This is a genomic window from Veillonella parvula (genome assembly GCF_042850485.1).
GTDB classification, from domain to species: Bacteria; Bacillota; Negativicutes; order Veillonellales; family Veillonellaceae; genus Veillonella; species Veillonella parvula_Q.
Map to the genome: position 1 here is coordinate 1023119 of NZ_AP031417.1, position 26793 is coordinate 1049911.

Genomic DNA, 26793 nt, shown 5'->3' on the forward strand with positions numbered 1-26793 from the left:
TATGTTCAAAGATTATTTAGCATCTAGCAAACAAAATATTGAACAATGGTTAGGCGAAGTACTTAATAGCCCAAATCAAGAATTTGAACAACTTTATGAATCTATGAATTATAGTTTAATGCAAGGTGGCAAACGAATACGACCTATTTTAACTAAGGCTGTGTTAGAAATGCTTCATAAAGAGCCAGCTGATTATAAGGAATTTCTATGTGCTATGGAGTGTATCCATACGTATTCATTAGTTCATGATGATTTACCAGCTATGGATAATGATGATTATCGCAGAGGTAATTTGACCAATCACAAAGTATACGGTGAGGGACTTGCTATTTTAGCCGGTGATGGGTTATTAACATATGCCTTTCAATTGATGACTTCAAATACAGTTGCTAGTGCACAGCAAAAACTAGATGCTATACAATGTGTTGCTACTGCGGCTGGTCCAGAAGGTATGGTTGGGGGACAAGCCTTTGATTTGCTCAGTGAAGATAAACATATTCCTTTAGAAGAATTAAAGGTTTTACATACTGGTAAAACAGGTGCACTATTTAACGCTTCTGTAGAATTAGGTCTTATTCTTGGATGTGCTAATAATACCACGCGAACATTCCTTATGGAATATTCTAATTGCCTGGGATTATTATTCCAAATTACTGATGATATTTTAGATGTAACCGGTACTATTGAAGAATTAGGGAAAACACCCGGTAGTGATATTCGCCAACATAAATCTACCTATGTATCTTTACTAGGTTTAGAGCAAGCAAAACATCAAGCCTACCTAGTAGGTAGCCAAGCTCATGATGCGTTAAACTTGGTTTCTTATGATACAACTATACTATCAGCATTAATTGATTATCTTTTAGAACGTACGAATTAATGGGTATTACCTGTAGAAGGTATAAACAATGATTGATATATTACCACAAATAGCACATAATTATATCGCACAAGCTGCATTTTGGGGCTGGTTTACGGCTCAAGCTATCAAATTTGTATGGCAACTCTTAAGACATGGTAAATTCCGACCAGAGCGCCTTGTTGGATCTGGTGGTTTTCCAAGTTCACATACATCATTTGTAATTGCTACAACAACAGCGATTTACCTTAAAAATGGTGTAACGGATCTATTTATATTATCCTTAGTATTTTCAATTGTTGTTATGTATGATGCGTCTGGTGTACGATTAGAGGCAGGACGACAAGCTCAAATACTTAATCAAATTGTAGATTATTTTACCAAAAAGAATATACCTGTTGTCATTACACGTAAAGAAGCATTAAAAGAGTTGTTGGGACATACACCTATCGAAGTATTTGGTGGTTTAATTCTCGGTATTCTTGTGGCCTTTATTCAGTTTTATTGTATTTATCATGGTGTAATATGAACAATAAAGAACGATTAGATATACTCCTCGTTAATCGAGGCCTTTTTGAAAGTAGAGAAAAAGCAAAAGCAGCTATTATGGCGGGCCTTATATTTATGGATACTACGCGCATAGATAAAGCAGGCACCAAGATTCCTGCGGATGCTAATATTATTGTAAAAGGCAATACTTTACCTTATGTAAGCCGTGGAGGACTTAAATTAGAAAAGGCTATTCAAACTTACCCTATCGATTTACATGGGGCTGTGATGATTGATATAGGAGCTAGTACAGGTGGTTTTACAGATTGCGCATTACAAAACGGTGCGTCTAAGGTCTTTGCCATCGATGTAGGATATAATCAATTAGCTTGGAAATTACGCCAAGATTCACGTGTAATTAATATGGAGAAGCAAAATATCCGTACTGTTACTGCTGAACAAATAGGTGAACTTGTTGATTTTATTTCTATTGATGTAGCATTTATTTCTTTAGACAAAGTTTTACCAGTAGCTACTAATTTATTAAAAGATACGGGCTCACTTGTGGCCTTAATAAAACCACAATTTGAGGCTGGTAAAGAAAATGTTGGTAAGGGCGGTATAGTGCGAGATAGTGAAATCCATAAAGAAGTATTACATCGTATTCTACATGTTGCGTATGATTGTGGATTGTATACACATGGCTTAACTTTCTCACCAATTAAAGGTATGGAAGGTAATATAGAGTTTTTAGGTTATTTTAAAAAGTACGAAGAAGGGGCCTTAACCATTGATGATACTTTGATTGATACAGTGGTTGCAGAAGCTCATTCATTATAGGAGATTACTATGCGTATCGGATTCTTCCCCAATATGGGGAAAAGCAATATTATGGCAGTTCTAAAAATGGCTGCACATATTTGTAAAGATGAAGGTATCGAAGTATTTTTGCCAGATGATCTCGAATCAGATGCACCTGCACGAGTACTTAAGATTCCTGAAACTCATATTTTAAGTCGCCCAGAAATCTTCAAACAAATAGATATTGCCTTTAGTTTTGGTGGTGATGGTACCATCATCCATCTTGCAAGACAAATTTATCCATATAATGTACCTGTTTGTGGTATTAATCTTGGCGAACTAGGTTTTTTAAATCAAATTGAAATTCATCAAATGCAAAGTCATATTAAACGTATTGCTAATGGTGATTATAATATTGAAAAGCGTGGACATTTATATGCTTATATAGAACGTCATGAGGGTAAAGAGGAAGAACTAGTTCCTATCATTAACGAAATTGTTATCACTCGTGCTGAGCCTGCTAAAATGGCTCGAATTAATATGTCCATAAATAATCAACACACGCAAATGTATCCATCGGATGGTTTAATTATTTCCTCTGCTACAGGTTCTACGGGCTATAATCTATCGGCTGGTGGTCCAATCATGAAACCAGATAATCGATCTATCATTGTCACCCCAGTAGCACCACATTTAATTCAAGGTGTAAGCCTTGTTTTAGAGGAACATGATACGATTCAAATTACAATGCCGGAAAGAGAACCACAATTACATATTTGTATTGATGGTACATTTGACTATACTTTTACAAATAAAGAAACCTTACATATAAGCTCTAACCCTGTATATTGTTTATTTGTACGATTCAAGGATCAATGTTTCTTTGGTACACTATTTAAAAAGTTAGCATCTCGTCGAGATGAATTGTTATAACCAAATCTCAAGTGGGGTGGTTTTGTGATTAACATTAACAATGCTGTTCAATTCCAACATTTAATCTGGGATAGATGTATGGAAAATGCCAAAGTGGTAGTAGATGCTACATGTGGTAATGGCCATGATCTTTTATACCTTTCTAAACGGGCACAAAAAGCATGCCATCTATATGGAATTGATATTCAAATGAAAGCTATTAAAACTAGCAAGGAGCTTTTACAATCAAATGATATTGCGCCAGAAGTGAGTTTAACATTTATTCATGACTCTCATGATTTGGCGGTAGCTCATCAATTAAAGGATGAAGTTATTGATTTAATGATTTTTAACCTAGGATATTTACCTGGAGGAGATCACCAGGTTGTAACAAAACCGCATCAAACCATTGATGCCATAAATGAAGGTTTACACAAACTTTCCAAGTCTGGAGTTATTACAATAGTTGCTTACCCTGGAACAACAGAGGGATTTGAAGAAATGCAGTCTCTTAAATCGTATTTATCAGATTTAAATCAGAAAATATATAATGTATGTCATTGGCATCCGATGAACCAAATACATAATCCACCTGAGTTATTTATATTGCAAAAACGATAAAACGAAATATATCTTTATTCATTATGAATAAAACTCATACTCAGTTAGTAAAACCCCCTTTATAGGGGATTTTAATTATACATGTATATTTTTTTATTTTTAAATTATTAATTCCCTATAAATAGATGAACCTTATGAGCTATGAATTTGCACGTTATCAATATATAGAATATTAACAATATTTTAAATATTAATATAATATGCATAAGACGTATAATATATGCGATTTATACCATATATTAATTATGAATATATGGTATAATATTATCAGAAAGATACTATTCTCTTTTATGTGCAAGGTTTAAAAAAGGGAGTTCAAAATGAAACGCTATCGCTATAACAAAATTAAAGAGATCGTGCAGTCCAAGGCGATTGAAACACAAGAGGAATTAGCTGCGGCTTTACTAGAAGAAGGTATTGAAGTTACACAAGCTACAGTTTCTCGTGATATTAAGGAATTAATGTTAATCAAAATTCCTACAGGCGATGGACATTATCGTTATGCATTATCTCCAGAGGAAAATGTAGTTTTATCTCGTAGTCGTATTAACCGACTATTCCAAGATTCTTTGATTAAGGTTGATCACAGTTTAAACCAAGTTGTATTACATACAATCCCTGGTTCTGCTCAATCTGTAGCATTTTCTATCGACCATGCAAAATGGACTGAAATTATTGGTACATTAGCAGGGGACGATACTATTTTGTTAATTGCAAAATCCGAAGCTGAAGTTCCAGCAATTTTAGCGAAAATTCAAGATTTAATGAAGGACTAATAATATGTTAACGCAAATGAGCATTCGCAACTTTGCGTTGATTGAGCAAATGAATATTTCATTTAATGATGGCATTACTATCTTTACCGGCGAAACTGGGGCAGGGAAATCCATTCTTATGGATGCCTTTAGTATCCTATTAGGAGAACGCGCAAGTAGCGAGTTTATTCGTCACGGTAAAGATAGTTTTGTTATTGATGGAATATTTGATATTGCTAATCACCAAAGTATTCAAGACCTATTAGAGTCTAAAAATATCATGATAGAAGAAGGCCAGTTAATTCTATCAAGATCTTTTAACCGTAATGGCAAATCTAGTATATTGGCTAATGATCAACCAATACCTTTAAAAGCTTTAAAGGAGATTGGTCAATACTTAGCAGATATTCACGGACAATATAGCAACCAACGTTTACTAAACGCTGATACACACCATGAATATTTAGATACTTTTAATAAAGAAGGAAAGGAAGCCTATAAAGCTTATACTGATGCGTATAAAATTTATAAGCAAGCAAAACAAGATGTAGATCATTTACAAGAAAATATGTCTGAGCGCGCTCGAGAGCTCGATATGTTAAGATATCAAATCGACGAAATCGAAGATGCTGGGTTAAGCATTGGTGAGGATATTTCTATTGCGGAAGAACTTAAGCGTCTAGATAGTTTTGAACATATTGATAAGGTATTAGGTTCTTGTTATGATGCCTTTTATAATGGACGTCAACCATTACTTGATACGATTAACTCGATTAAGGTAGAGGTTAATGATCTAGTAAAATATGACAGCGAGTTAAAAGAAGTCTCAGAAATGGTGGACTCTGCTTATTTCCAACTAGAAGAAGCTGCACAATCTTTAGATCGTTACAGGGATACTATCAGCTACGATGAAGAGCGTTATAAATATTGCCAAGACAGAGATACCACAATTTATAGCTTAAAGAAAAAATATGGTGAAACCGTAGAAGATATTCTAGCATACGAAGAAAAGGCGCAATCTCGTTTAGAAGAACTAGAAGACCTTGTATTTGCTCAAGATGAATTAGAAACTCGTCTTGAAGAAGCAAAAAAGGTAGCAGAAGAAGCGTTAACAGTTTTACACGAGGTACGTCAAAAAAATGCAAAAGATATTGCTACGGCCTTACATCAAGAATTAGTGGATCTAGGGATGCCCAAAGGGGATATTCAATTTCATATTGAAGAGGGGACTGAGTTATCCTCATTAGGTGCAAAGTCTATTGAAATGCTATTCTCTGCGAATAAAGGGGAACAGTTATTACCTCTACATAAAGTAGCATCTGGCGGTGAGTTAGCTCGCATTGCATTAGCCTTTAAATCAGTATTCCGTAGTGACGCTTTTAAAACGATGGTATTTGACGAAATTGACGTTGGTATCAGTGGTGATATAGCACTTAAGGTGGCAGAAAAAATACTTAATTTATCTAGAACAAATCAAGTATTTTGTATTACTCATTTGCCTCAAACTGCAAGTATTGCGAAACAACACTATCATCTATCTAAAATCGAGCAAGATGATCGTACAATCTCTACATTAGTAGTCTTAAATGAGGACGAACGAGTAACACAAATCGCGTCTATGATGTCTGGTAAGGGAATGTCTGCTACAGCACTTGCGGCGGCGAAAGAACTTATTGACCATTTTAATTGACTAAAATCGCATAATTACTTATACTAATAGTATTAAATGAATATGTTGATAGAGGTGCGAGTATTAAGAGTAATCATGAGGAGTAGGCATGCATTGATCCATGATAAAAGGGATGCTTGCCGAAGTTCGATGATTGCGACTCATCGTTCTGGTTGTCTATTTAATAGATAGACAACTGTCATCAATCTTGTATTGGTGGAGTGCTATCATTGAGCTTTTCATAAGAGTATATATAGCTATATAATCTATAAGGCCAGTGGATGCATCCACTGGCTTTTTTGGAGGTATATATGATTCGAGTAATGGTAAATGGCGCTGGCGGCAAAATGGGTCGTGAAGTGGTCAAAGCAGTACATAACGATCCTGATTTAACATTAGTTGGTGGTATTGATCCGACTAAGGCAGGGGAAGATGTAGGCTCTGTAGCAGGAATCGAACAATTAGGTATCAAGATGAATGCCTCCATTGATGAGGTATTAGATATAAATAAACCTGATGTGATTGTAGATTTCACTAATCCTGCAGTTATTTATGAAAACGCGAAGAAAATGTTATCCGCTGGTATTCATGTAGTCATCGGTACTACAGGATTGACCGCAGAACAACGTGATGAACTTGATACAATAGGTCGTTCCAATCAAGCAAATTGCTTAGTGGCGCCAAACTTTTCTCTTGGGGCGGTAATGATGATGAAAGTGTCTGCAGAGCTCGCTCCATATTTCCCTAATGTAGAAATTATAGAATTACATCATAATCACAAATACGATGCGCCTTCTGGCACAGCTATTTTAACAGCTAAATTGATTAACGATGCTAAACAAGCTGCTAAGGTAACTGCTGATGAGGATTTAACTCGTGAAAGCTTACCAGGTGCTCGTGGTGCTAAGGTTGACGATGTAACAATTCATAGTGTACGCCTTCCAGGTTATGTGGCTCATCAAGAAGTTTTATTTGGTGGTTATGATGAAACATTAACCATACGTCATGATAGCTTAAGCCGTTTATCTTTTATGCCAGGCGTAGTATTAGCATGTAAAAAAATTAGTTCTAAAACTGGCTTAACATACGGTTTAGAACATTATTTATAATATTTGTGCAAGGAGATGTATCAATGAAAAAACCTAATATTGCAATTCTAGGTGCTACTGGTGCAGTAGGTGCTGAATTTATTACACTTATTGAAGAACGTAACTTTCCTTATGAAAACTTAAAACTATTAGCTTCCGCTCGTTCTGCAGGTACAGAACTTACTGTGAATGGTAAAACATATATTGTAGAAGAAGCAAAACCTGAATCTTTTGATAATATTGATATTGCGCTATTTGCAGGTGGCTCTATATCTAAAACATTAGCGCCAGAAGCCGCTAAACGCGGTGCTATTGTAATCGATAACTCTAGTGCATTCCGTATGGATCCTGAAGTTCCACTCGTAGTACCAGAAGTTAACCCAGAAGATATCTTGAAACATAAAGGTATCATTGCAAATCCTAACTGCTCTACAATTATCATGAGTTTAGGATTAAAACCTCTTCATGATCTCTCTCCAATTAAACGTGTAGTTGTAAGTACATACCAAGCTGTATCTGGGGCAGGTAAAGAAGGTATTGAAGAACTTGAAAATCAAGTAAAACAATATACTGCAGGCGAAGAAATGACAGCAAATCTGTTGCCAACCGGCTCTGCTCCTAAACACTATCCTGTAGCATTCAACTTATTGCCACAAATTGATGTGTTCTTAGAAAATGATTATACTAAAGAAGAAATGAAGATGGTTTACGAAACGCAAAAAATTCTTCATGACGAAACTATTCAAGTAGTCCCAACTACAGTTCGTGTTCCTGTATATCGCTCCCATTCTGAATCTGTCTTGGTAGAAACAGCAGAACCTGTATCTGTAGAGGCTTTCAAGGTGGCATGTGAAAAATTCCCTGGGTTACAAGTTAAAGATAATCCTGCTGAACAAATTTACCCTATGCCATTGTATACATCTAATCAAAACAACTGTGAAATTGGTCGTATTCGTAAAGACTTATATAATGACAAAGGTATGAACTTCTGGATTGTAGGGGATCAAATTCGTAAAGGTGCAGCTCTTAACGCGTTGCAAATTGCTGAGTACTTGGTGGAAAAACAAGCATTTTAATCTATCAAGGGGGGGACATATATGAAAACCTTTGGTCGAGTGTTAACAGCTATGGTGACATCCTTTAATAGTGATGGATCCGTAAATATTGAAAATTGTGTTGCTATCGCCAATCATCTGTTAGATAATGGCTCTGATGGTCTTGTGGTTTGTGGCACAACGGGTGAAAACCCAACTATGTCTAGAGACGAAAAATTAGCTCTATTTAATGCGATTGCAAAAGAATGTGGACATAAAGGTTCGATTATTGCCAATGTAGGTAGTAACGATACAATGGCTTCTGCAGAATTTGTAAAGGAAGTCTCTAAAATCGATGGTATCGATGGTTTGCTAGTTGTAGTACCTTATTACAATAAACCGAACCAACAAGGTCAATATTTGCATTTTAAAACTATTGCAGAAGCTACTACATTGCCAATTATGGTGTATAATGTACCAAGTCGTGTAGGGACAGGTATTTTCCCAACTACCTTAGTTCAACTACATAACGAATATCCACATATTTGTGCTATCAAAGAGGCAAGTGGTAATTTAATGATTGCTTCTGAAATTAAGCGTTTAATGCCTGGAGATGATTTCATGGTATATAGTGGGGACGATGGTCTTACATTACCGATGTTATCTATTGGAGGATGTGGAGTCGTATCTGTAGTATCTCATGTAGCAGGCAAAGATATGAATGCTATGATTCAAGCTTATGAATCTGGCCATAACTACGAAGCGATTCGTATTCATCAAGCTTTATCAGAAATTATAAAAGCGATGTTCATCACCACAAATCCGATTCCTGTTAAATATGCAGCCCGTAAAATTGGCTTACCTGTGGGAAAATTTAATTTACCAATGTGTGAACCAACGGCCGATGAAGCAGCATATATTGATAAAGCATTAGCAGAATATCTAAAATAAAATATCAGTATAAAATAAAAACCAGTGACTACATTGTAGCTACTGGTTTTTATTTTATACTGCAATCTTACTGTTATTTTTGATTAGAGTGACATTATTTGTATTAAATTAATTGTATTTTAATGTAAAAATTTATAATTATGGTATAATTTCTCTGGAGATAGTATTTTTAACTATACTCTAGTCTACTGTTAATTCATGATAAACAGACAAATTGTGAAAGTTCGAACCGACCAATATGGCGGGTACATTTAAAACACAAGGAGTTTAGCATGATACTAACAATGTTAAAAGGTAAAATTCACAGAGCTACTGTGACACAAGCAGAGCTTGATTATGTAGGGAGCATTACAATTGATACAGATTTATTGAATGCATCCGGAATACGAGAATATGAACAAGTTCAAATTGTAAATATTAATAATGGAGCACGTTTTAGTACATATACTATTGCCGGAGAAGCAGGTAGTGGTGTTATATGTTTAAATGGTGCTGCTGCACGACATGTGCAAGTACATGATAAGATAATTATCATGTGTTATGCACAGCTTGATGAAAGCGAAGTTGAGAGCCATAATCCTCTCGTTGTATTTGTAGATAACAATAACAAGATAAGTCATATAAAAAACTATGAGAAACATGGTTTATTAGTTGATCAAAAATAATTGTCATTGATCGAATTACAGTAGACTGTATAGGAGACTATCTTCGTATTTACAATATAACGGAGGAATATAATGGAATTTATAACAACTATCGAAAATGTGCGGAATACAGTAAATAGCTGGAGAAAAGATGGTTACACAATTGGTTTTGTACCAACCATGGGATTCTTACATGAAGGACATGCTGCATTAATAGATCAAGCTAGAAAAAATAACGATAAAATCATTGTCTCTATATTTGTAAATCCTATTCAATTTGGAGAAAATGAAGACTTGAGTACTTACCCTCGTGATATTAATAGCGATAAAAAGTTATGTGAATCACATGGTGTTGATCTTATTTTTGCTCCAAATCCGGAGGAAATGTACCAAGATAAAAAGGCATTTGTAAACATTGCGGATTTATCTGATACATTGTGTGGTATTCGCAGACCAATTCACTTTAAAGGCGTTTGCACTGTGGTGGCAAAATTCTTTAATATTATTCAACCAACAAATGCGTATTTTGGTGAAAAAGATGCACAGCAATTAGCCATTATACGTAAAATGGTCTTTGATTTAAATTTTCCTGTCAATATTATTGGTGTTCCCATTGTTCGTGAAGAAGATGGTTTAGCAAAATCTTCTCGTAATACATATTTGTCTAGTGAAGAACGGAAAGCTGCTACAATCTTGTATAAAGCTATTCAATTAGGAAAACAAACTATACAATATGGTTGTCCTGCTAAATGTATCATTGATACTATGACAGACACTATACAAACCGAACCGCTTGCTAAGATAGATTATATTTCAGTTGTTGATGCTAAGACTATGCAACCTGTACAAGAGGTTACTGCTCCAGTATTAGTGGCTATGGCTATATATATTGGTTCTACACGACTTATCGATAACTTCTCATACGATCCAAAATAAGGAGAGAAGTTATGAATCATTTACTTTCACTCAACAACGTTCTTTCCAAATACTTGATTTTTATAATCCTAGGCTTTTCATGTATCGCCTATATAGTACCAGAATACTTTACTTGGGCAATCGCTTATACACCATTTTTACTTGGTATAGCAATGTTTGGAATGGGGCTTACTATTAAGTTTGAAAGCTTATGTAGTATCCTTAGGCATCCAAAAGATATTTGTATTGGTGTACTTGCACAATATACGATAATGCCTCTATTAGCCTGGGGAATTTGCCATATATTCACATTATCACCAGATATTGTTATTGGTGTAATATTAGTAGGTTGTTGTCCCGGCGGAACAGCCAGTAATGTTATAACCTATATTGCCAATGGTGATGTCCCTTTATCTGTAGGAATGACTATTACTTCAACATTGATAGCTCCCATAGTTACACCATTATTAATCTTATATATTGGTGGCGCATGGGTAGATGTTCAAGTACTACCTATGATGATTACTATGGTAAAAGTTATTATTGTGCCAATTTTATTAGGCGCAGCAATCCAATATGTATGTAAATCACATATTAATACTTTAACCAGCATTAGTCCGATCTTCTCAATGATTGCTATTATACTATTAATAGCAGCCATTATTGCTATCAACAAGGATAAACTATTCGTTTCTGGGCTTGAAACACTTATTGTTGTTGGTATACATAATATACTAGGTCTACTACTAGGCTTAGGTGTAGGAGCACTGCTTAAATTAAGATATGATAAAACTACAGCGCTAGCAATAGAGGTAGGAATGCAAAATAGTGGTTTAGCCGTAACATTGGCAGCAACAAATTTTGCATTAAATCCATTAGCGACGCTAGTAGGGGCTATTTTTAGTGTATGGCATAATATATCAGGTGCTATTTTTGCTACTCTACGGAGAGAAAATAGTTTACATTAAAAATAAACTTTATATATGTAACAAAAAAACGGCAACAATATGTTGCCGTTTTTTTGTTTATATTCTATCTCGCACAAGACCGATTACGAGACCCTCAATATGACAATCATCTACAATAATTGGATCAAAATCATCATTTTCAGGCTGCAAACGAATGTGACCATTTTCTTTGTAAAAACGTTTTACTGTAGCTTCATCATCGATACGTGCTACAACTACATCGCCATTATTTGCTGTATTTTGATGGCGTACGATGAGCATATCACCTTCATACATACCGATATTCATCATAGATTCGCCTTGAACACGAAGTAAGAAACAATCGGAATCACCAGTTAATTGAACTGGCAATGTAAGCGTGGACTCTAAGTTTTCCACCGCAGTAATAGGCATACCTGCTTGTACAGTACCGATAAGAGGTACTTGTTTAAGACCTGCACCTAAAAACTCAAAGTTATCAGAGCTAGACGTTTCATTACCAGTTACTGAAATAGAAGGTTTAGTATCTTCTAAAACAGTAATAGCACGATTTTTATTTGGATCACGCTTAATATAGCCAAATTTTTCTAGCGCATTCAAATGAGATTGAACAGTAGAAGTGGAACTTAGCCCTACATGTGTACAGATTTCACGAACTGTAGGACAACGATATTCATTATGTAATGAATCTTTTATAAAGTCTAATATACGGCGCTGTTTTGTATTAATATCTGTAGCAGGGCGTCTCACGATAAACCTCCAAAGTCAATCTAATGTCAAAATAATGTCAATATATCTATGCGTAAAAATTACCACATAACGTACTATATAATAAAAATATAAGATATTTACTTAACTTATATACCTATTATAGGCAATTTTAAAAGTTTTTGCAAACATTTGTTCTAAAACGCTTGACCGAACATTCGTTCGTGTGGTATTATAAGCATGTAAACAAACAAATGTTCTCAGATATTATGTTCGATGTAAATGTGAGGTATGAGATGAAAAATATATTGATGATGGTAGGAATGTGCTTAACAGTATTATTTGGTTATAATATGTCAAATCCTACAACAGAGGTAAATACACATAATGTACGTGAAGTAAAGGTTCAAGCAGGTGATACAATGTGGGATATTGCAGCACGTACAGCTCATAAAGATATGGATGTTCGTGAAATGGTATATGCTATGAAGGAACTCAACAATATTAGCGATTCTGGTGCGCTTGTACCTGGTACCGTTTTGAAAGTACCAGCAAATAAATCTGATAGTCCAGTTAGAGCTTTGGACTATATGGCTCAAAACTAAATATATATGGGTTAATCCCACGCAAAAAAGCAGCTACTCTAACAGAGATAGCTGCTTTTTGTTATCTAATGTATGTTATTAAACGATTTATAGTTATTGTCTAAATCAACTGATTTATGATTGTTATCTAAATCGCTTTTCAAAAATTGTAGAGATAGGATTATCTACAAACTTATTCGCTTCATTAATATAACGACGAACCATATTTACACTATGATGACGTGTTTGTCGCATAATATTACGTTCTTCAACACCATAAGCTGCTGCAGTCGTTGCAAAGCCATGACGTAAACTATGGGCGCCATACATAGTCGGATCTAGACCAATAAGAGAAATATATTTTTTTACGATTTCTGAAATCATCTTATCGGATATAGCTGTTTTACGTAAAGACATATTTTTTGTAAACCCTCTAAATACAGGTCCCTCAGTAATACCAGAAGCACGTAACCATTGTTGTAAGGCTCGTACTGCATCTAACGGAGAAGCAGATAAATGTGGGATAGCTACCACGGCACCTTGACCTTCTTGGTCGGCCTTAGAGGATGCTACAAAGATTTCAACACCTTGTGGTAAAAATTGAAGATTTTCTACTGTAATAGCCGCAATCTCACTGCGACGGAAGGCACCCATAAAGCCAATCAAAAGAATAGCTTTATCACGCAATAATTGAAGTTCCGGAACATTTAGCTTAGCCATACAGTCTATAATATCTTCAATATCTTCTAATAAAACTGGTGTTTTCCCTTGTTGAAACGTTCCTTTTAACCGTCTAATGCCACGTAAGGCCTGTTTTACAATAGGTGCCATACATGGATTATTTCTTTGACCAGAAGCATTAAAATTTTCAGATATAGCACTTATACGACGTGAAATTGTATTTGCCTTTGCATAATCTGCTAGATCGTTAATATAATTTACTATTGTTTCTGGTGTAGCTGGAAAATAAGATACCTTTTGATAGGTACACCAATCTACAAAATCGTCCCAATCCGATTCGTAAGCATCAAGAGTATTCTCGGCCTTAGATAACAATATGCTTTGTTTTGCTTTCATAGACAACTTTGTACTATTCATAAGCGCATCGTTATTGCGCAAATAGAAATGTTTTTGTTGTTTCTTAGACTTTGACATAATTCACCCTTACCCCTAAAATATCAATATAATTGTACCATAGATTAGATCTATATATGCTATAATTAGAGAATATAATAACTTATTCGGGAGAATTTACCAATACATGACGAAGAAATATATATTAGTAGGAACAGTCCTTGTTCTTTTAGGTACAACTGGCTGCTCATACATTCCAACAGAAAACATTTCTTATGGTGTATATTATAATGATACAGATCTATCAAATACACCAAAGAACAAATTACAAGCGCGTTTGCAAGAGTTGAACGATAAGATACCTCAGACTATATCTATCGATATGGGAAATAATAAAAAACAACAAGCTACATATCATGATTTAGGCATTCAATTCGATACAGAGGGTTTGGTAAAAGCTATTTCCACATACGGCTATGAGGATGATATGTGGACAGTACTGTCACATAGATTTAATGGATTATTTTATGGTCATCATTTTAAACCACAATATAAGTTAGACGAAGTAAAGGGGAAAACATATCTCACTGAGTTAGCAAAAACAATAGATACACCTGGTCATGATGCATATCTTACTGTTGAAAATGGACAAGTAGTAATACATCCCGCCAAAGAAGGTAAACGTATTGATATCGATGCCACCCTCAAAAAGCTGAAAGATGATTTACAATCTGGCGATAGTATAAATTCACTTTCTATGGTATTTACTACGCAGAATACAGTAAAAGTTACCGATACTGATCTAAAACCTTTAAATACTGTATTAGCATCTTTCACAACGGAGTATAATCCAGGTAATGAAAGCAGAACACATAATATCCAATTAGCTTCTGATAAGATAAATGGTACACTCATTAAGCCAGGCGCACAATTCTCCTTTAACGATGTTGTAGGCGAACGTACTGCAGAAGCTGGCTATGATGATGCACCTGTTATGATTGATGGCAAATTAGTTCCTGGCATTGGTGGCGGTATTTGCCAAGTAAGTTCTACTATTTTTAATACAGCTTTATTATCCGGAATGAATATTGTTGAACGAACTCCTCACTTTGAACCAGTTGGATATATTCAAGCTGGCAGAGATGCTACTGTAGCTTGGGGCTATTTAGATTTTAAGTTTAGAAATCCATATCAGCATTCTATTTATATCTTAAGCGTTATGAATAATGGAACCTTAACTATTTATATTATTGGTACAGCTCAAGATAAACCAAAAAATGTATCTATCTCTGTAGGCGATTACAGTGAGATTCCTAATAAAACAATAACTAAGGTAGATCCATCTTTAAAAGAAAAAGAGGTACAAGAAGGACATGTAGGCTTGAAAATGAATACATATAGAACCATTACATATGGCAACTGGGTTACTCAAACCGATTCCTTTGAGTCTGTATATGACCCAGTAGATACAATTATTACAATGCCTACTACATCTGAAGCAGCAGTAAAAAAAGGTGACAAAAAGAAAACATAATTATAGTTTTTATGAAATATAGCCTAAACTATTGACCATTAGATATAAATAGTTTAGGCTATAATTTGGGCTGTAAATGAGAAATCATTATAGACGTAAATAAATTAGTATAGATTAATTATTAAAATAAAAAGCATAAGATATTCTCAATAATTATCATTTAGATGAGAGTAGAATAGAAGAGGAATTTATGGACACAATTTTACAATTTGATCACTCTTTAATCTTCTATGTACATGAACATTTTGTATATAGTTTTTTAACACCAATTATGGCATTTATTTCAAAAATCACAAGTAATGGCGCATTATGGATTATAATAGCCTTATTATTAATGCTACAAAAAAAATATCGCGTTTTAGGCGTGGCAATTATTATTGCTTTAGGATTTGTATTTATAATTGGCGACCAAGGTTTAAAACCAAATGTAGCGAGATTAAGACCATTTGTTGATTTTCCAAATGTAACGGTGCCGTTAGAATCTGCACTACCAAAAGCTACAAGCTATTCATTCCCATCAGGTCATAGTTTTGGTTCATTTGCATCATCTATGACCATTTACCTAGGCTTAACTCAAATAGCGCCTCAGAAGCGATATTTAGGGATTTTAGCATTGTTAGGTTCAATAGTAGTAGCGTTCTCTAGAGTTTACTTATTTGCGCATTATCCAACAGATGTATTAACAGGTTTAGTATTAGGGATCATCGTAGGATTTATTGCCTGGAAGTTAGCAAGAATTGGTTGGAACTGGTGGACTAACCGTCATAATGATGTAGAATACGAACCATACACATTTAAACGTAAATAAGCAAAAATAAGCAAAAAACTTGATAACATAAGGGATTGGGCCATTTAGGCCCAATTTTCTTATACAAATTACTTCCGATAATATATCGTTATCGGAAGTAATTTGTGTTCAAAACAAAAACTAGCCTATAAGTCTATAAGCTAGTTTATTTTAGTTAATCAAAATAATCAGTAAAAAATTAATTATTTATCATATGAATCTATTTCTTTTATATATTCCGCTAACTCAGGTTCATCAATAGTAACTTTATCAAACTTAGGTTCAATAATTATATTACCGTTATAATCCATTAGGCCATATTTCCCTTTAGATTTATAAACAAATAAAGCTTTATAAAATGATGTTATATCGTCATCATAATGTGGTAATTTAAATAATTTATAACCTGAGTTTGTATCAATTACATATTTTATTTTATCATAAGTTGCTGTAGTAACTTTATTTAATACATAATTAGGCTTTGATGTATCTATACTATCAAAAACATCAGCATAAAATACACCTGAACTAGCATTAAAAATACTATTACCATATGAATCTTTCAAAATAAAGCTACGATCACTTAATCTTTCATAAGAATAGTTATTCGTAGCAACTATAGTTTGATCTAATGAGTCTACAATACCATACCTATTATTTTCATCAGTCACAACAAAGTACTTAAACTCTTTACCTAAATGTTTTATAGATTTATATTTAGGAGGAATAACGATTATATTATCCTTTGTCTTCATACCATATAAAGTATTACCTTTATCATCTACTTCTGAAAATAAATCATAAACATCTGATGGAGCTCTACTATAAAAATTCTCATCAGAATATGAATCACCTCCCGCACCATCATTATTACGTATTTCTATATAATCATTACTGTTAATAAGGTCTATAGCTTCATCAACACTAAGTAAAACACCATTTTCTGTAAGATATTTTGTATAATCATCTATAGTATATAATTTATAAAGATATTTTTTATCTTTTCTAGACCAATATTTGGTAATACTCTCTTTGATACTTCTAATAGGACTATCAATAATTGGATTGCCGCTTACTCTATTATATACATACCAATATTCTCCTTTTTTACCTAATATTATAGTATCACTTAAATCATCATAATCAGTAATAACATCATTAATAGCATATGTACCATCTAAGTTTAATAATTTAAAGCCCCCATTAGTGAAAGCTTTAGCAAATTTATAATAGAACTCATATTCATACCCTACTGGTAAATAGGCTAGTTCAACTAAATTTACATATCGTTTTTGACCATTTTCATAAAATGATCCATATACATAGTTATTATTATATCCTTTTATATACTCCACATGTAAGTTATCATATGGGCCCAATATCCATTGTCCTTTTTCATCAACAATGGTATTGCCAGTTTGGGATTCTAATGTAATATATTCTTTTGCAGCTATTATATTACATGCAACCAATGCTATTGCAAAGCTTAATATAAACTTTCTCATAAAGCACTCCATTACACAACACATCAATAGTTGATTTCATATTAACATATTTATATTCTTTAAATAAACTATACTTTTCATATTCTTAATTATTCTATATGCCAATAAAGTATTATTATTACATAAAATTTATATTGAATTTTTTAGAATCAGATTGTAAAATAGTAATATAAATTATCTGATTTACTCATACTCTTATGGAGGAATTTTATGTGCTGGTGTGATATTGTAAGTAAAGCCAAAATTGGCGGTTTAAAACATTTAGGAAATGGCATGGAGAGTTCTTTAAGATTTCTTGCTGAAATGGTTGTTGGTTTAAGTATTATTCGCGTGTTAGTTAACTGGGTTTTTGGTATCTAATTTCTCAGATGAATATAAACATATTAATAGGCGCTTAGTTATCTAAGCGCCTTATTTTTATATATTTTGATTTATAAAATTAGTTCCTTAACTATACACCCAGTGTATTATTCATATGCTTCGCTACAATCAATGTATTCCATAATAATTTGACAGATTTGACCATCTTTATCAAATGCCCAGTATACTGGATATAAACCATCACCAAATCCAGATTGAATCATCGGTACTGTCAATTCTGTATCAGGAATTGTAAAGTTAATCCAATCACCTTTAGAACGTTGGTATTGTGGATAGGCCATAGCATTTAATTGGAATAAATCACTATAATAGTCATCGTATATATTTTTTTCAGGATAGTTTATATGCCATTGTTCATAAAACTTATTATATGTTTCAATTGTTTGTGCATCTACAATTGTAGCTAAACCCGAATCTACAGGAAATCCAATATAGGTATCTCCATCATCTAAATCGGTTAAGTCCTCTGTCCCTTTTAATGCTAATTCATAGTATACAGGCTCATTGCCACTAAAAACAACTCGACTAGCTACATAACGATACTCATTTGGTTCCATTTCAATTATCTTAGTCTCTAACAAATACGTACCTGGTGTTACCTGTCTAAGATATGTATCTGGTTTGCTTGGCAATGTTACTAGAGGATCACAACACGTAATATAACCTGTTGGAAAATTTACCGTCCACATAGGTAATGTGTGTAACGGAAATCCTTTTAACTCCTTTCGGTTAAATAAATCGTGATATGGTACGGTAGGTTTTAATTTACCTTCAGAACCTAATCTGTTAAAGGTTTGAATCCATTCGCTAGTTAATTTAGATTGTTCCATATTACTCCTCGGCTTCGTATTTACAATGAATATATTCGCCTTCTAATACTTCATAGGCTGCGGTTTTACGAATAATTTGCTTCACTAAGGTATCTAGTTTTGAACCATTAGAATAGTCTGCAGGTGCATAATAACGGATACGATGATGACGCATCATCTTATATACCTTTTCTTTATCCTTCTTAAATGGATCATAAACACCTATAGAATGACCTCCATTAGCGTTCACAAGACTCATACAAGGAATATCTGTATCGCTATCCCCAATATAAATCATGTTACGGAACGGCACACGTTGATTTTCAGGCTTAATGTAATCATTAACACCAGTATCATTAATATCGAGAATTCCTTTTTGAATGCGGAACAAAAATTGTGTCTTATTCGTATAGTTAATGGCTTGTGCGGGCCAAACAGCTACACCTTTATCATCGAACATAAATGCACTGGCATAGATTTTGGTGAAAGCCCCCTCTTTTGCCATTTCAGTGCCTTCGATCATTTCTTTTAAGCCAGACGAAATAATATAATGTTCAATCTTAACGCCTTGTTCTAAGCCATATTGACAAATGCGTTCAAACCAAGTCCGTACCCCTTCGTATAATTCTACTTGATTGCCGTATTCCATGAGCTTATCTTTTGTTACATAGAAATGGCCTACTGCTTCTTGAATCATTTTGTACATATAGGCTAAGTTATTATCCATATCATGTTTTTTAGCCAATTGATTTGATTCATGCCAAAATTGTTTGATTTGCTCTTCGTTATAGCCTACCGATTGAATAAAACCTTGTGCCTGCATATCGTCAGGGGTTAATGTCTTATCAAAGTCATAACACATTGCTAACACGGGCATAGACGAGTCAGGTGATAGTAAATTATCTTTACTATCTTTCTTATACGTTATCATAAATGCACCTCCTTTTAAACTAAACAAAAAATACATTTACACTCTCTTATATTCCTGAGATACCTGCTTGACAACCCCTTTGGTATCTATTTTACACGATAAGTCAATTCATTTAATTTAGTAATTCCTCGTAATTCTCTCTAAAATAAGCTATCCTGTGTTACAGTTTCTTTTACAATCCAGCTCTTTTCCGTACTTTCTTTGATAATTTCTCTTTTTGAAAGTCTTCCAATAAGTAAACTAGAATTTGGATCATGATGTAAACGATTATATCGAACTACTGCTTGATTAGTATTAGCATAACAATAACGGCAAAAGTGGCTACAGCTATCATAGGCACCAATATCACCATGTAAATAACAATTACATTCTAATCGTGCTGGTGTGCGTTTAGGTGCTTTTAATTTTATATTCCAGGCCCTCTCATAACAATCTAAGGTTAAACACCCCTCTGTATCAGCACCAAACTCTTTAAAGATATCCCTTTCTCCACAGGTTTTAAGATTCATATGATTGGAATGAGCTATGGAAACAAATTCTTTAATGATCTTAGTTTGAACATCTAAACTTGGTCTATATCCTTCTGGAAAATTCTGAGCCACCTTATCCAATATATCTAAAAAGCTAACAACAACTGTATCTGTATAACCTTTAAGGGCTTGAGCCATTTTGTAAAAGCTTTCACAATGAAAATCAACAGTATATTCATTAGTTAAAATGATAGGATCATAGCGCCACACCATAGATTGAGAATTAAGCTGTTTAGAAATATGTTTAAACCCTTCTATAATAGACGCATAAGTTGGCACATAGGGTTCAATATCAGTTCCATAAGGCGTTATAGTCATATGCCAGTATTGTCTGTAATCAACAATTTCATTTAGTAGTGGAATAAACGGTAAAGGATTCTTTGTACAGAATGCAATACCATCTACCACTTCTTGATTAATTGGATACCGTGTCACCTGTAGGGGATTATAAGGATTACGAACATCTACAAAACCTTCACGTATACGATTGATTAGCCATTGCCCATAAAAAGCAGGAATATCTGTACGTTGCCCAGTCTGTAATATCATAGCCCCTGCCCTTTCAGTAAAATAAAAACATAGGAGTATTATATCATATCTAATAGTAAGTATTTATGGAGTTAATGTGATTTTTGCTGTATAGTTCATTATTATTTTATGGTACTATACATACTATAGAATATGAGGAGAACTAAATTATGAATGATACTTTTGAACGCAACCATCCTATGAAGGATGATAAAGAATTTATTACAGCCTATTGGGCAGATCGATCTCACGATTTTGGCGCTTTACGTGCAAAAGAATTAGAAAGTCCCAAACTAAAATTATGGAGAGAAGAATTAACTTGTCATATATTTGATTCTGATAGATCTTTACGAATATTGGATATTGGATGTGGAGCCGGCTTTTTTAGTATTATACTATCTCAGCTTGGTCATACAGTGCATGGCATTGATATTACACCTAATATGATAGATGAGGCAAATCAACTAGCAGAGTCCCTCGATTGTGATGCAACCTTTTCTGTGATGGATGCAGAGAATCTAGGATTTGATACTAATACCTTTGATATCGTTGTGGCCAGAAATGTAACGTGGAATTTACCCCATCCTGACAAAGCCTATGCCGAATGGTTTCGCGTCATTCGCCCAGGCGGTTTGATTTTAAACTATGATGCGGAACATGCTCGTAATCATCATAATGTACCACAATCTGTTCATCATGCCCATGAACATGTAAGCAACGAATTAAAAGAACGGTGTCATACCATTTATCATATGCTCGACATTTCGTCTTATACACGACCTCAATGGGATAAAGAACTACTTACTAAATTAGGTGCTAGTTCTGTTACCATTGATCTAACTGTAGGTCCGCGTATTTACAATGAGGAAGACGAGTTTTATATTCCTGTACCCATGTTCTTGGTGAAAGCAATTAAATAAATCTATATAATATATAACACAAAACCCACTCTATGATTATCATGAGTGGGTTTTGTGTTTAGATTGACTGCTAATTACTAAAATATACCTGAGCTTTATCAATCTCTGCCCGTAGTTTTTCTTCATCAATTGTAAGCAGTTCTTTGTCTTTCATAAGAACTTTACCACCCACAATTGTAGTATTTACATCGGAGCTATTAGCAGAGTATACAAGAGCTGCTAAATCATTGTAACGAGGCATCCAGTGCATACCAGATACGTCATATAACACGATATCTGCACGATAGCCTTTCGCTAATACACCAAGATCTGTATATCCCAATGCTTTTGCGCCTTCTATAGTGCCCATATTCCAAGCTGCTTGTGCAGGAATGGCTTTAGGATCATAGAGTCGTGCTTTATGCAATGTAGCTGCAAGGCGTACTTCTTCAAGCATATCAGCATTATTATTAGAAGCGGAACCATCTGTGCCAAGACCAACAGTAATACCTTTAGCAATCATTTCAGGAACAGGTGCAATACCACTAGCTAATTTAAGGTTAGATTGCGGATTATGTGCTACTGATACATTATTTTCTGCCATAATAGCCATATCTTCGTCTGTAACATGAACACAGTGTGCGGCCAATGTAGTATTCCAGAATAGACCTAATTCATGCATATGAGCGATAGGAGTTTTACCTGTAGCTTTTATAACATTCTCCACTTCCCCTTTAGTTTCGGACAAGTGCATATGAATACCACAATTTAATTCATGAGATAAGGCAATCACCTTTTCCATATAATCATCAGGGCAAGTATATGGTGCATGTGGTCCAAGCAATACTTTGATGCGGTCATTATCAAAGCCGTTCCAAGTGCTGAATAAGTCAGCATTTTCAACTAATGCTTGATCTGCTGTTGGGGATACACCGGCTAAGCCACGTGACAATACAGAGCGAATACCTGTTTCTTTTACCACCTCAGCAGTAGTATTCATAAAGAAATACATGTCGCTAAATGTAGTGGTACCAGTGCGCAACATTTCAGCAATACCGAGTTGTGTGCCGTACCGTACATAATCGTCATTTAATTTTGCTTCTGTTGGCCAAATAGCCGTTTCAAGCCATTCCATAAGCTCAAGATCATCTGCATAGTTTCTAAATAGACCCATCGCAATATGAGTATGTGTATTTACAAGACCTGGCGTAGCCAATTGACCTTTACCGTCTAGTACTTCCTTAGCAGAGACTTTTACCTTTTCAGCTTCACTATCGTTTAAAATAGCTGTAATATAACCATTATTAATTTCAATGGCATGATTTTTTAGAACCCCCTCATCGGTGAGGACGTCTACATGAGTAATCAATAAATCAGACATAGTCTTCCCTCATAGGTATAACCGAGCCATGATAGCTCGGTTATATTTGTTTAATTTGAAAGCTAGTATAGTTTAGATACAAAATGTATTACAGAAACCATTATATTTCAATACAGTATTAGTTTACTTTTGTTAGATAATCGATTTGTTCTTGTGTTAAAGAATCTAAGTCATAGCCCATGGAGTTCAATTTAAGTTTAGCGATTTCCACATCTAATTCATGAGGCAATACGTATACTTTTGGATCCATTTCTTTACCGTTTTTCAAGATATACTCTGCAGCAAGGGCTTGCATAGCAAAGGACAAGTCCATAATTTCTGCAGGGTGACCATCGCCAGCTGCAAGGTTTACTAGACGGCCTTCAGCCAATACATAGAGTTTACGACCATCAGACATAGTATAGCCTTCGATATTTTGGCGAACCCGTTCGTGGCTTACAGCAAGTTCAGTAAGATCAGAAACGTTCACTTCGCAGTCAAAGTGACCAGCATTACATAAGATAGCTTTATCTTTCATCACTTTGTAATGCTCTTTTACAATAACATCTTTACAACCTGTTACAGTACAGAAGATATCCCCAACCTTAGCGGCTTCAATCATTGGCAATACCTTGAAACCATCAAATACAGCCTCTATAGCTTTAATTGGATCTACTTCAGTTACATATACGTGTGCTCCAAGGCCTTTTGCGCGCATCGCAACGCCTTTACCACACCAGCCATAACCAGCAACAACAACGTTCTTACCTGTTACAGTCAAGTTCGTAGTGCGCATGATACCATCCCAAACGGACTGACCTGTACCATAGCGATTATCGAAAAGATATTTACAGTAAGAGTCATTGACAGCAATCATAGGGAATGTTAATTGTTTAGCGTTCTCTAATGCATATAAACGATGTACACCTGTTGTGGTTTCTTCACTCCCCCCTAACAAACGTTCTTTCGCATCTTGACGTGTAGTATGCAATAGATTTACTAAATCACCACCATCATCAATGATAATATGTGGTTTATGATCAAGTGCTTTATGGAGGAAGTTAAAATATTCTTCATCAGTACAATCGTACCAAGCATATACAGTAATGCCCATATCTACAAGACCTGCAGCTACATCGTCTTGTGTAGACAACGGATTGGAGCCCGTTACAATTACATCTGCACCACCGCGTTTTAATACAGTCGCAAGGTATGCTGTTTTTGCTTCCAAGTGAACACTAACAACAATTGTTTGGCCTTTGAAAGTTTGTTCTGCTTCAAAACGGTCACCTAATGTGTTTAATGTAGGCATAAAGTTAGAAACCCAATCAATTTTTTTGCGACCTTCTGTTGCTAAATTTATGTCTCTAATTAAAGATTGCATAATATCTCCTTTTACTCATACAAGTAGATACAATAAAATAAATAATTGATAGTAAATCTACTTAGATTTATTGATACTATATAATTTTGTTAATATCGTTGTAGATACTTACTTATATAGATAATATATTGTTTATATTTAGAATTCTTAATAAGATAATCATTAAGATAATAGATTATTTAGATTCTACAATCTGGCGTAGCTTTCCGATTGACTCTTCATAATTTGGAGTCAATACTCCCTCTTCGGTGATAATCGCTGTTACAAGTTCATGAGGTGTTACATCGAATGCAGGATTAAGTACATCAATACCACTAGGGGCTATTTGAACACCGTGTAAAGCTGTTACTTCATCATCATTGCGCATCTCAATAGGAATATCTCCACCATTTTCCAGAGTAAAGTCAAATGTACTATAAGGAGCGGCTACATAAAACGGAATATTGTGGAATTTAGCTAGTACAGCCACACCATAGGTACCAATCTTATTGGCTACATCCCCTTTTGTAGTGATGCGGTCAGCACCGACGATAACAGCATCAATTAACCCATGTTGCATCGCATAGGCTGCCATATTATCAGTTTCAAGAGTAATAGGAATACCATCCTCGTGAAGTTCAAAGGCTGTAAGTCGAGCACCTTGTAATAATGGACGTGTTTCATCAGCATATACGCGTTCTAATTGACCGTTTTCATGTAATTTTCGAACAACACCAAGAGCTGTTCCTAGGCCACCTGTAGCTAGTGCACCAGCATTACAATGAGTTAAGATGCGAATATTCTTTTTACCTTCAAATAATGTAGCCCCTGCTTCGGCCATACGTCTATTCAAAGACACATCTTCTTCGTGAATGATAATAGCTTCTTTTGTAATGAGATCTACTACTTCACTCATTGAGGACATACTGTCAACATTAGTTTTCACAAGAGAAATGACACGATCTACAGCCCAAGCTAAGTTGATTGCTGTAGGGCGAGTTTCTTTTAAGGTCTCACTAAACTCATATAAGTTTGTAAGTTGTTCACTAAATGGCGCCTCTAAACGTCCTGCTTCCATAGCAGCTAAAATGAGACCATAACTAGCAGCTACGCCAATAGCAGGTGCTCCACGAACGCGAAGCATTTTAATAGCTTCGGCCACTTGGCGCCAATCTGTACAGTGAACGTATGTAATTTCAGTAGGCAATTTAGTTTGATCTAATAGTACCAGCGTATCTTTACGCCATTCAATATTAATCATAACTTCTCCTTCGATGAACTATTGTGTATCATTATGAGTTGATTATAGTTTAAAACCACCATATTCATGCATGCGATTATGAGCATCATAACGAGCATCCACATCGATTGCATCAATAGCTCCTAAGATAAGAGATTTTAGTTGAGCCGCCATATTGCCCATCATTTCTACAACTTCCGCATGTGTCAAAGCAGATTCAGAAATACCTGCTGCATAGTTGGTAATCATAGAGATCGTAGCATATGCCATTTCAGCTTCATTCGCTAAATTTACTTCCGGTACATTTGTCATACCTACTGTATCGCCACCGAGCATGTGGAACATTTTGATTTCTGCAGGAGTCTCAAAACGAGGGCCTTCAGTACATACATAGGTACCTCCATTGTGTATCGTAAGGCCTTGTTCCGTACCTACCTTTTGAAGAATATTACGTAATTCAGGGCAGTATGGATTTGTTACATCAAGATGTGCCACTGGACGGTCCCCGCCTTCATAAAACGTAGTGATGCGGTTCTTTGTGAAATCTAAGAATTGGTCAGTCAACACAAAATGACCTGGCTTAAAGTTCTCATTTAAAGAACCTACTGCTGTCGTGGAGATAATAAATGTAACGCCTAGTTTTTTGAGGCCCCAAATATTAGCACGATAGTTAATTTTGTGTGGAGGAATTGTATGATCTTTGCCGTGACGAGCTACAAAGATTACAGTTTTCCCATGGTATGTACCTTGTACATAATCTATTTCACCATATGGTGTCACTAAGGATTCTTCATGAATATTTTCAAAGATGGACGGATCATAAACACCAGTACCACCAATTACGCCAATTGCACTCATTGTAACCTCCTATTATT

28 protein-coding genes and 1 riboswitch are annotated in these 26793 nt (G+C 34.8%); of the genes, 18 read left to right on the forward strand and 10 right to left on the reverse strand.

All coding sequences use genetic code 11. The features are described from left to right. The first annotated feature begins 1 nt into the window (after nucleotide 1). The 13 genes from ACGHIY_RS04575 (at nucleotide 2) to ACGHIY_RS04635 (ending at nucleotide 11706) form a co-directional block, all read left to right on the forward strand. The gene (locus ACGHIY_RS04575) at nucleotides 2-880 is read left to right on the forward strand and encodes a polyprenyl synthetase family protein (protein ID WP_008713907.1); all 879 of its coding nucleotides are present in this window, start codon (nucleotides 2-4) and stop codon (nucleotides 878-880) included. Nucleotides 881-908: 28 nt separating this feature from the next. After that, complete coding sequence (locus ACGHIY_RS04580; protein ID WP_004695814.1) at nucleotides 909-1388, forward strand: divergent PAP2 family protein; 480 nt, start codon at nucleotides 909-911, stop codon at nucleotides 1386-1388. Then, the gene (locus ACGHIY_RS04585; protein WP_008713910.1) at nucleotides 1385-2188 is read left to right on the forward strand and encodes a TlyA family RNA methyltransferase; all 804 of its coding nucleotides are present in this window, start codon (nucleotides 1385-1387) and stop codon (nucleotides 2186-2188) included. Before ACGHIY_RS04580 ends, ACGHIY_RS04585 begins: the two co-directional genes overlap by 4 nt. Nucleotides 2189-2197: 9 nt before the next feature. Next, the gene (locus tag ACGHIY_RS04590; RefSeq protein ID WP_024061669.1) at nucleotides 2198-3082 is read left to right on the forward strand and encodes an NAD(+)/NADH kinase; all 885 of its coding nucleotides are present in this window, start codon (nucleotides 2198-2200) and stop codon (nucleotides 3080-3082) included. A 24-nt stretch (nucleotides 3083-3106) separates the two neighbouring features. Further along, the gene (locus ACGHIY_RS04595) at nucleotides 3107-3682 is read left to right on the forward strand and encodes a class I SAM-dependent methyltransferase (protein WP_008713914.1); all 576 of its coding nucleotides are present in this window, start codon (nucleotides 3107-3109) and stop codon (nucleotides 3680-3682) included. A 320-nt stretch (nucleotides 3683-4002) separates the two neighbouring features. Beyond that, nucleotides 4003-4458, forward strand: a complete 456-nt coding sequence (argR, locus tag ACGHIY_RS04600; protein WP_004695825.1) for an arginine repressor — start codon at nucleotides 4003-4005, stop codon at nucleotides 4456-4458. A 4-nt stretch (nucleotides 4459-4462) separates the two neighbouring features. Next, nucleotides 4463-6127 (forward strand): DNA repair protein RecN, encoded by a 1665-nt coding sequence (recN, locus tag ACGHIY_RS04605; RefSeq protein WP_390525753.1) that lies wholly within the window; start codon nucleotides 4463-4465, stop codon nucleotides 6125-6127. A 41-nt stretch (nucleotides 6128-6168) separates the two neighbouring features. Next, a riboswitch (Lysine riboswitch) is annotated at nucleotides 6169-6341 on the forward strand. Nucleotides 6342-6417: 76 nt separating this feature from the next. Then, nucleotides 6418-7215 carry a 4-hydroxy-tetrahydrodipicolinate reductase gene (gene dapB / locus ACGHIY_RS04610; protein ID WP_077708418.1) on the forward strand — a complete coding sequence of 266 codons (798 nt, stop codon included), beginning with the start codon at nucleotides 6418-6420 and terminating at the stop codon, nucleotides 7213-7215. A 23-nt stretch (nucleotides 7216-7238) separates the two neighbouring features. Next, nucleotides 7239-8270 carry an aspartate-semialdehyde dehydrogenase gene (locus ACGHIY_RS04615; RefSeq protein WP_119562960.1) on the forward strand — a complete coding sequence of 344 codons (1032 nt, stop codon included), beginning with the start codon at nucleotides 7239-7241 and terminating at the stop codon, nucleotides 8268-8270. A 21-nt stretch (nucleotides 8271-8291) separates the two neighbouring features. Further along, nucleotides 8292-9179 carry a 4-hydroxy-tetrahydrodipicolinate synthase gene (gene dapA, locus ACGHIY_RS04620; protein WP_215675651.1) on the forward strand — a complete coding sequence of 296 codons (888 nt, stop codon included), beginning with the start codon at nucleotides 8292-8294 and terminating at the stop codon, nucleotides 9177-9179. Between the two features lie 272 nt (nucleotides 9180-9451). After that, the gene (gene panD / locus ACGHIY_RS04625) at nucleotides 9452-9844 is read left to right on the forward strand and encodes an aspartate 1-decarboxylase (RefSeq protein ID WP_004695834.1); all 393 of its coding nucleotides are present in this window, start codon (nucleotides 9452-9454) and stop codon (nucleotides 9842-9844) included. A gap of 72 nt (nucleotides 9845-9916) precedes the next feature. Further along, nucleotides 9917-10759, forward strand: a complete 843-nt coding sequence (panC, locus tag ACGHIY_RS04630) for a pantoate--beta-alanine ligase (RefSeq protein WP_278471573.1) — start codon at nucleotides 9917-9919, stop codon at nucleotides 10757-10759. An 11-nt stretch (nucleotides 10760-10770) separates the two neighbouring features. Continuing rightward, nucleotides 10771-11706: a bile acid:sodium symporter family protein gene (locus tag ACGHIY_RS04635; protein ID WP_390525754.1), complete on the forward strand. Its 936-nt coding sequence runs from the start codon at nucleotides 10771-10773 to the stop codon at nucleotides 11704-11706. A 57-nt stretch (nucleotides 11707-11763) separates the two neighbouring features. On the opposite strand, the gene lexA is transcribed toward ACGHIY_RS04635, so the two are convergent. After that, nucleotides 11764-12435, reverse strand: a complete 672-nt coding sequence (lexA, locus tag ACGHIY_RS04640; protein ID WP_012864371.1) for a transcriptional repressor LexA — start codon at nucleotides 12433-12435, stop codon at nucleotides 11764-11766. A gap of 254 nt (nucleotides 12436-12689) precedes the next feature. Here lexA and ACGHIY_RS04645 point away from each other — a divergent pair, with 254 nt between their 5' ends. Next, nucleotides 12690-12998, forward strand: coding sequence for a LysM domain-containing protein (locus ACGHIY_RS04645; RefSeq protein ID WP_215675645.1), 309 nt, complete (start codon nucleotides 12690-12692; stop codon nucleotides 12996-12998). A gap of 123 nt (nucleotides 12999-13121) precedes the next feature. Here ACGHIY_RS04645 and ACGHIY_RS04650 read toward each other — a convergent pair whose 3' ends face one another. Next, nucleotides 13122-14132 carry a site-specific integrase gene (locus ACGHIY_RS04650; RefSeq protein ID WP_215675643.1) on the reverse strand — a complete coding sequence of 337 codons (1011 nt, stop codon included), beginning with the start codon at nucleotides 14130-14132 and terminating at the stop codon, nucleotides 13122-13124. A 106-nt stretch (nucleotides 14133-14238) separates the two neighbouring features. Here ACGHIY_RS04650 and ACGHIY_RS04655 point away from each other — a divergent pair, with 106 nt between their 5' ends. Next, nucleotides 14239-15585, forward strand: a complete 1347-nt coding sequence (locus tag ACGHIY_RS04655) for a VanW family protein (RefSeq protein ID WP_004695846.1) — start codon at nucleotides 14239-14241, stop codon at nucleotides 15583-15585. Nucleotides 15586-15775: 190 nt separating this feature from the next. Next, nucleotides 15776-16393 carry a phosphatase PAP2 family protein gene (locus ACGHIY_RS04660; RefSeq protein ID WP_004695848.1) on the forward strand — a complete coding sequence of 206 codons (618 nt, stop codon included), beginning with the start codon at nucleotides 15776-15778 and terminating at the stop codon, nucleotides 16391-16393. A gap of 182 nt (nucleotides 16394-16575) precedes the next feature. Here ACGHIY_RS04660 and ACGHIY_RS04665 read toward each other — a convergent pair whose 3' ends face one another. Then, nucleotides 16576-17877, reverse strand: coding sequence for a hypothetical protein (locus ACGHIY_RS04665; protein WP_004697133.1), 1302 nt, complete (start codon nucleotides 17875-17877; stop codon nucleotides 16576-16578). Between the two features lie 210 nt (nucleotides 17878-18087). On the opposite strand from ACGHIY_RS04665, the gene ACGHIY_RS04670 reads away from it, so the two are divergent. After that, entirely contained in the window at nucleotides 18088-18237 is a 150-nt protein-coding gene (locus tag ACGHIY_RS04670; RefSeq protein ID WP_004695850.1) for a hypothetical protein, read from the forward strand. A gap of 107 nt (nucleotides 18238-18344) precedes the next feature. Here ACGHIY_RS04670 and ACGHIY_RS04675 read toward each other — a convergent pair whose 3' ends face one another. The 3 genes from ACGHIY_RS04675 to ACGHIY_RS04685 all read right to left on the reverse strand — a co-directional run bounded on the left by ACGHIY_RS04675 (nucleotide 18345) and on the right by ACGHIY_RS04685 (nucleotide 21077). Further along, nucleotides 18345-19088, reverse strand: a complete 744-nt coding sequence (locus ACGHIY_RS04675) for a DUF4241 domain-containing protein (protein ID WP_004697361.1) — start codon at nucleotides 19086-19088, stop codon at nucleotides 18345-18347. A gap of 1 nt (nucleotide 19089) precedes the next feature. Further along, on the reverse strand, nucleotides 19090-19998 hold the full coding sequence (locus tag ACGHIY_RS04680; protein WP_004697132.1) for an HAD family hydrolase: 909 nt from the start codon (nucleotides 19996-19998) through the stop codon (nucleotides 19090-19092). 140 nt (nucleotides 19999-20138) lie between these two features. Then, a complete protein-coding gene (locus ACGHIY_RS04685; RefSeq protein WP_390525755.1) occupies nucleotides 20139-21077 on the reverse strand; it encodes a DUF1848 domain-containing protein in 939 nt (312 codons plus the stop codon). A 149-nt stretch (nucleotides 21078-21226) separates the two neighbouring features. On the opposite strand from ACGHIY_RS04685, the gene ACGHIY_RS04690 reads away from it, so the two are divergent. Then, nucleotides 21227-21976 carry a class I SAM-dependent methyltransferase gene (locus ACGHIY_RS04690; protein WP_004697068.1) on the forward strand — a complete coding sequence of 250 codons (750 nt, stop codon included), beginning with the start codon at nucleotides 21227-21229 and terminating at the stop codon, nucleotides 21974-21976. 70 nt (nucleotides 21977-22046) lie between these two features. On the opposite strand, the gene ACGHIY_RS04695 is transcribed toward ACGHIY_RS04690, so the two are convergent. The 4 genes from ACGHIY_RS04695 to mtnP all read right to left on the reverse strand — a co-directional run bounded on the left by ACGHIY_RS04695 (nucleotide 22047) and on the right by mtnP (nucleotide 26776). Continuing rightward, nucleotides 22047-23336 (reverse strand): amidohydrolase, encoded by a 1290-nt coding sequence (locus ACGHIY_RS04695; protein WP_390525756.1) that lies wholly within the window; start codon nucleotides 23334-23336, stop codon nucleotides 22047-22049. Between the two features lie 118 nt (nucleotides 23337-23454). Beyond that, nucleotides 23455-24699: an adenosylhomocysteinase gene (locus tag ACGHIY_RS04700; RefSeq protein ID WP_004697218.1), complete on the reverse strand. Its 1245-nt coding sequence runs from the start codon at nucleotides 24697-24699 to the stop codon at nucleotides 23455-23457. Between the two features lie 175 nt (nucleotides 24700-24874). Next, nucleotides 24875-25939: an S-methyl-5-thioribose-1-phosphate isomerase gene (mtnA, locus tag ACGHIY_RS04705; protein WP_101928285.1), complete on the reverse strand. Its 1065-nt coding sequence runs from the start codon at nucleotides 25937-25939 to the stop codon at nucleotides 24875-24877. A 42-nt stretch (nucleotides 25940-25981) separates the two neighbouring features. Continuing rightward, nucleotides 25982-26776 (reverse strand): S-methyl-5'-thioadenosine phosphorylase, encoded by a 795-nt coding sequence (gene mtnP, locus ACGHIY_RS04710; RefSeq protein ID WP_004695866.1) that lies wholly within the window; start codon nucleotides 26774-26776, stop codon nucleotides 25982-25984. Nucleotides 26777-26793: the final 17 nt, after the last annotated feature.

Bases quoted from the DNA above. Each gene is read 5' to 3' on its own strand.
- ACGHIY_RS04575 (WP_008713907.1), top strand. From the start codon at position 2: ATGTTCAAAGATTATTTAGCATCTAGCAAACAAAATATTGAACAATGG.
- ACGHIY_RS04580 (WP_004695814.1), top strand. From the start codon at position 909: ATGATTGATATATTACCACAAATAGCACATAATTATATCGCACAAGCT.
- ACGHIY_RS04585 (WP_008713910.1), top strand. From the start codon at position 1,385: ATGAACAATAAAGAACGATTAGATATACTCCTCGTTAATCGAGGCCTT.
- ACGHIY_RS04590 (WP_024061669.1), top strand. From the start codon at position 2,198: ATGCGTATCGGATTCTTCCCCAATATGGGGAAAAGCAATATTATGGCA.
- argR (WP_004695825.1), top strand. From the start codon at position 4,003: ATGAAACGCTATCGCTATAACAAAATTAAAGAGATCGTGCAGTCCAAG.
- recN (WP_390525753.1), top strand. From the start codon at position 4,463: ATGTTAACGCAAATGAGCATTCGCAACTTTGCGTTGATTGAGCAAATG.
- dapB (WP_077708418.1), top strand. From the start codon at position 6,418: ATGATTCGAGTAATGGTAAATGGCGCTGGCGGCAAAATGGGTCGTGAA.
- ACGHIY_RS04615 (WP_119562960.1), top strand. From the start codon at position 7,239: ATGAAAAAACCTAATATTGCAATTCTAGGTGCTACTGGTGCAGTAGGT.
- dapA (WP_215675651.1), top strand. From the start codon at position 8,292: ATGAAAACCTTTGGTCGAGTGTTAACAGCTATGGTGACATCCTTTAAT.
- panD (WP_004695834.1), top strand. From the start codon at position 9,452: ATGATACTAACAATGTTAAAAGGTAAAATTCACAGAGCTACTGTGACA.
- panC (WP_278471573.1), top strand. From the start codon at position 9,917: ATGGAATTTATAACAACTATCGAAAATGTGCGGAATACAGTAAATAGC.
- ACGHIY_RS04635 (WP_390525754.1), top strand. From the start codon at position 10,771: ATGAATCATTTACTTTCACTCAACAACGTTCTTTCCAAATACTTGATT.
- ACGHIY_RS04645 (WP_215675645.1), top strand. From the start codon at position 12,690: ATGAAAAATATATTGATGATGGTAGGAATGTGCTTAACAGTATTATTT.
- ACGHIY_RS04650 (WP_215675643.1), bottom strand. From the start codon at position 14,132: ATGTCAAAGTCTAAGAAACAACAAAAACATTTCTATTTGCGCAATAAC.
- ACGHIY_RS04655 (WP_004695846.1), top strand. From the start codon at position 14,239: ATGACGAAGAAATATATATTAGTAGGAACAGTCCTTGTTCTTTTAGGT.
- ACGHIY_RS04660 (WP_004695848.1), top strand. From the start codon at position 15,776: ATGGACACAATTTTACAATTTGATCACTCTTTAATCTTCTATGTACAT.
- ACGHIY_RS04665 (WP_004697133.1), bottom strand. From the start codon at position 17,877: ATGAGAAAGTTTATATTAAGCTTTGCAATAGCATTGGTTGCATGTAAT.
- ACGHIY_RS04670 (WP_004695850.1), top strand. From the start codon at position 18,088: ATGTGCTGGTGTGATATTGTAAGTAAAGCCAAAATTGGCGGTTTAAAA.
- ACGHIY_RS04675 (WP_004697361.1), bottom strand. From the start codon at position 19,088: ATGGAACAATCTAAATTAACTAGCGAATGGATTCAAACCTTTAACAGA.
- ACGHIY_RS04680 (WP_004697132.1), bottom strand. From the start codon at position 19,998: ATGATAACGTATAAGAAAGATAGTAAAGATAATTTACTATCACCTGAC.
- ACGHIY_RS04685 (WP_390525755.1), bottom strand. From the start codon at position 21,077: ATGATATTACAGACTGGGCAACGTACAGATATTCCTGCTTTTTATGGG.
- ACGHIY_RS04690 (WP_004697068.1), top strand. From the start codon at position 21,227: ATGAATGATACTTTTGAACGCAACCATCCTATGAAGGATGATAAAGAA.
- ACGHIY_RS04695 (WP_390525756.1), bottom strand. From the start codon at position 23,336: ATGTCTGATTTATTGATTACTCATGTAGACGTCCTCACCGATGAGGGG.
- ACGHIY_RS04700 (WP_004697218.1), bottom strand. From the start codon at position 24,699: ATGCAATCTTTAATTAGAGACATAAATTTAGCAACAGAAGGTCGCAAA.
- mtnA (WP_101928285.1), bottom strand. From the start codon at position 25,939: ATGATTAATATTGAATGGCGTAAAGATACGCTGGTACTATTAGATCAA.
- mtnP (WP_004695866.1), bottom strand. From the start codon at position 26,776: ATGAGTGCAATTGGCGTAATTGGTGGTACTGGTGTTTATGATCCGTCC.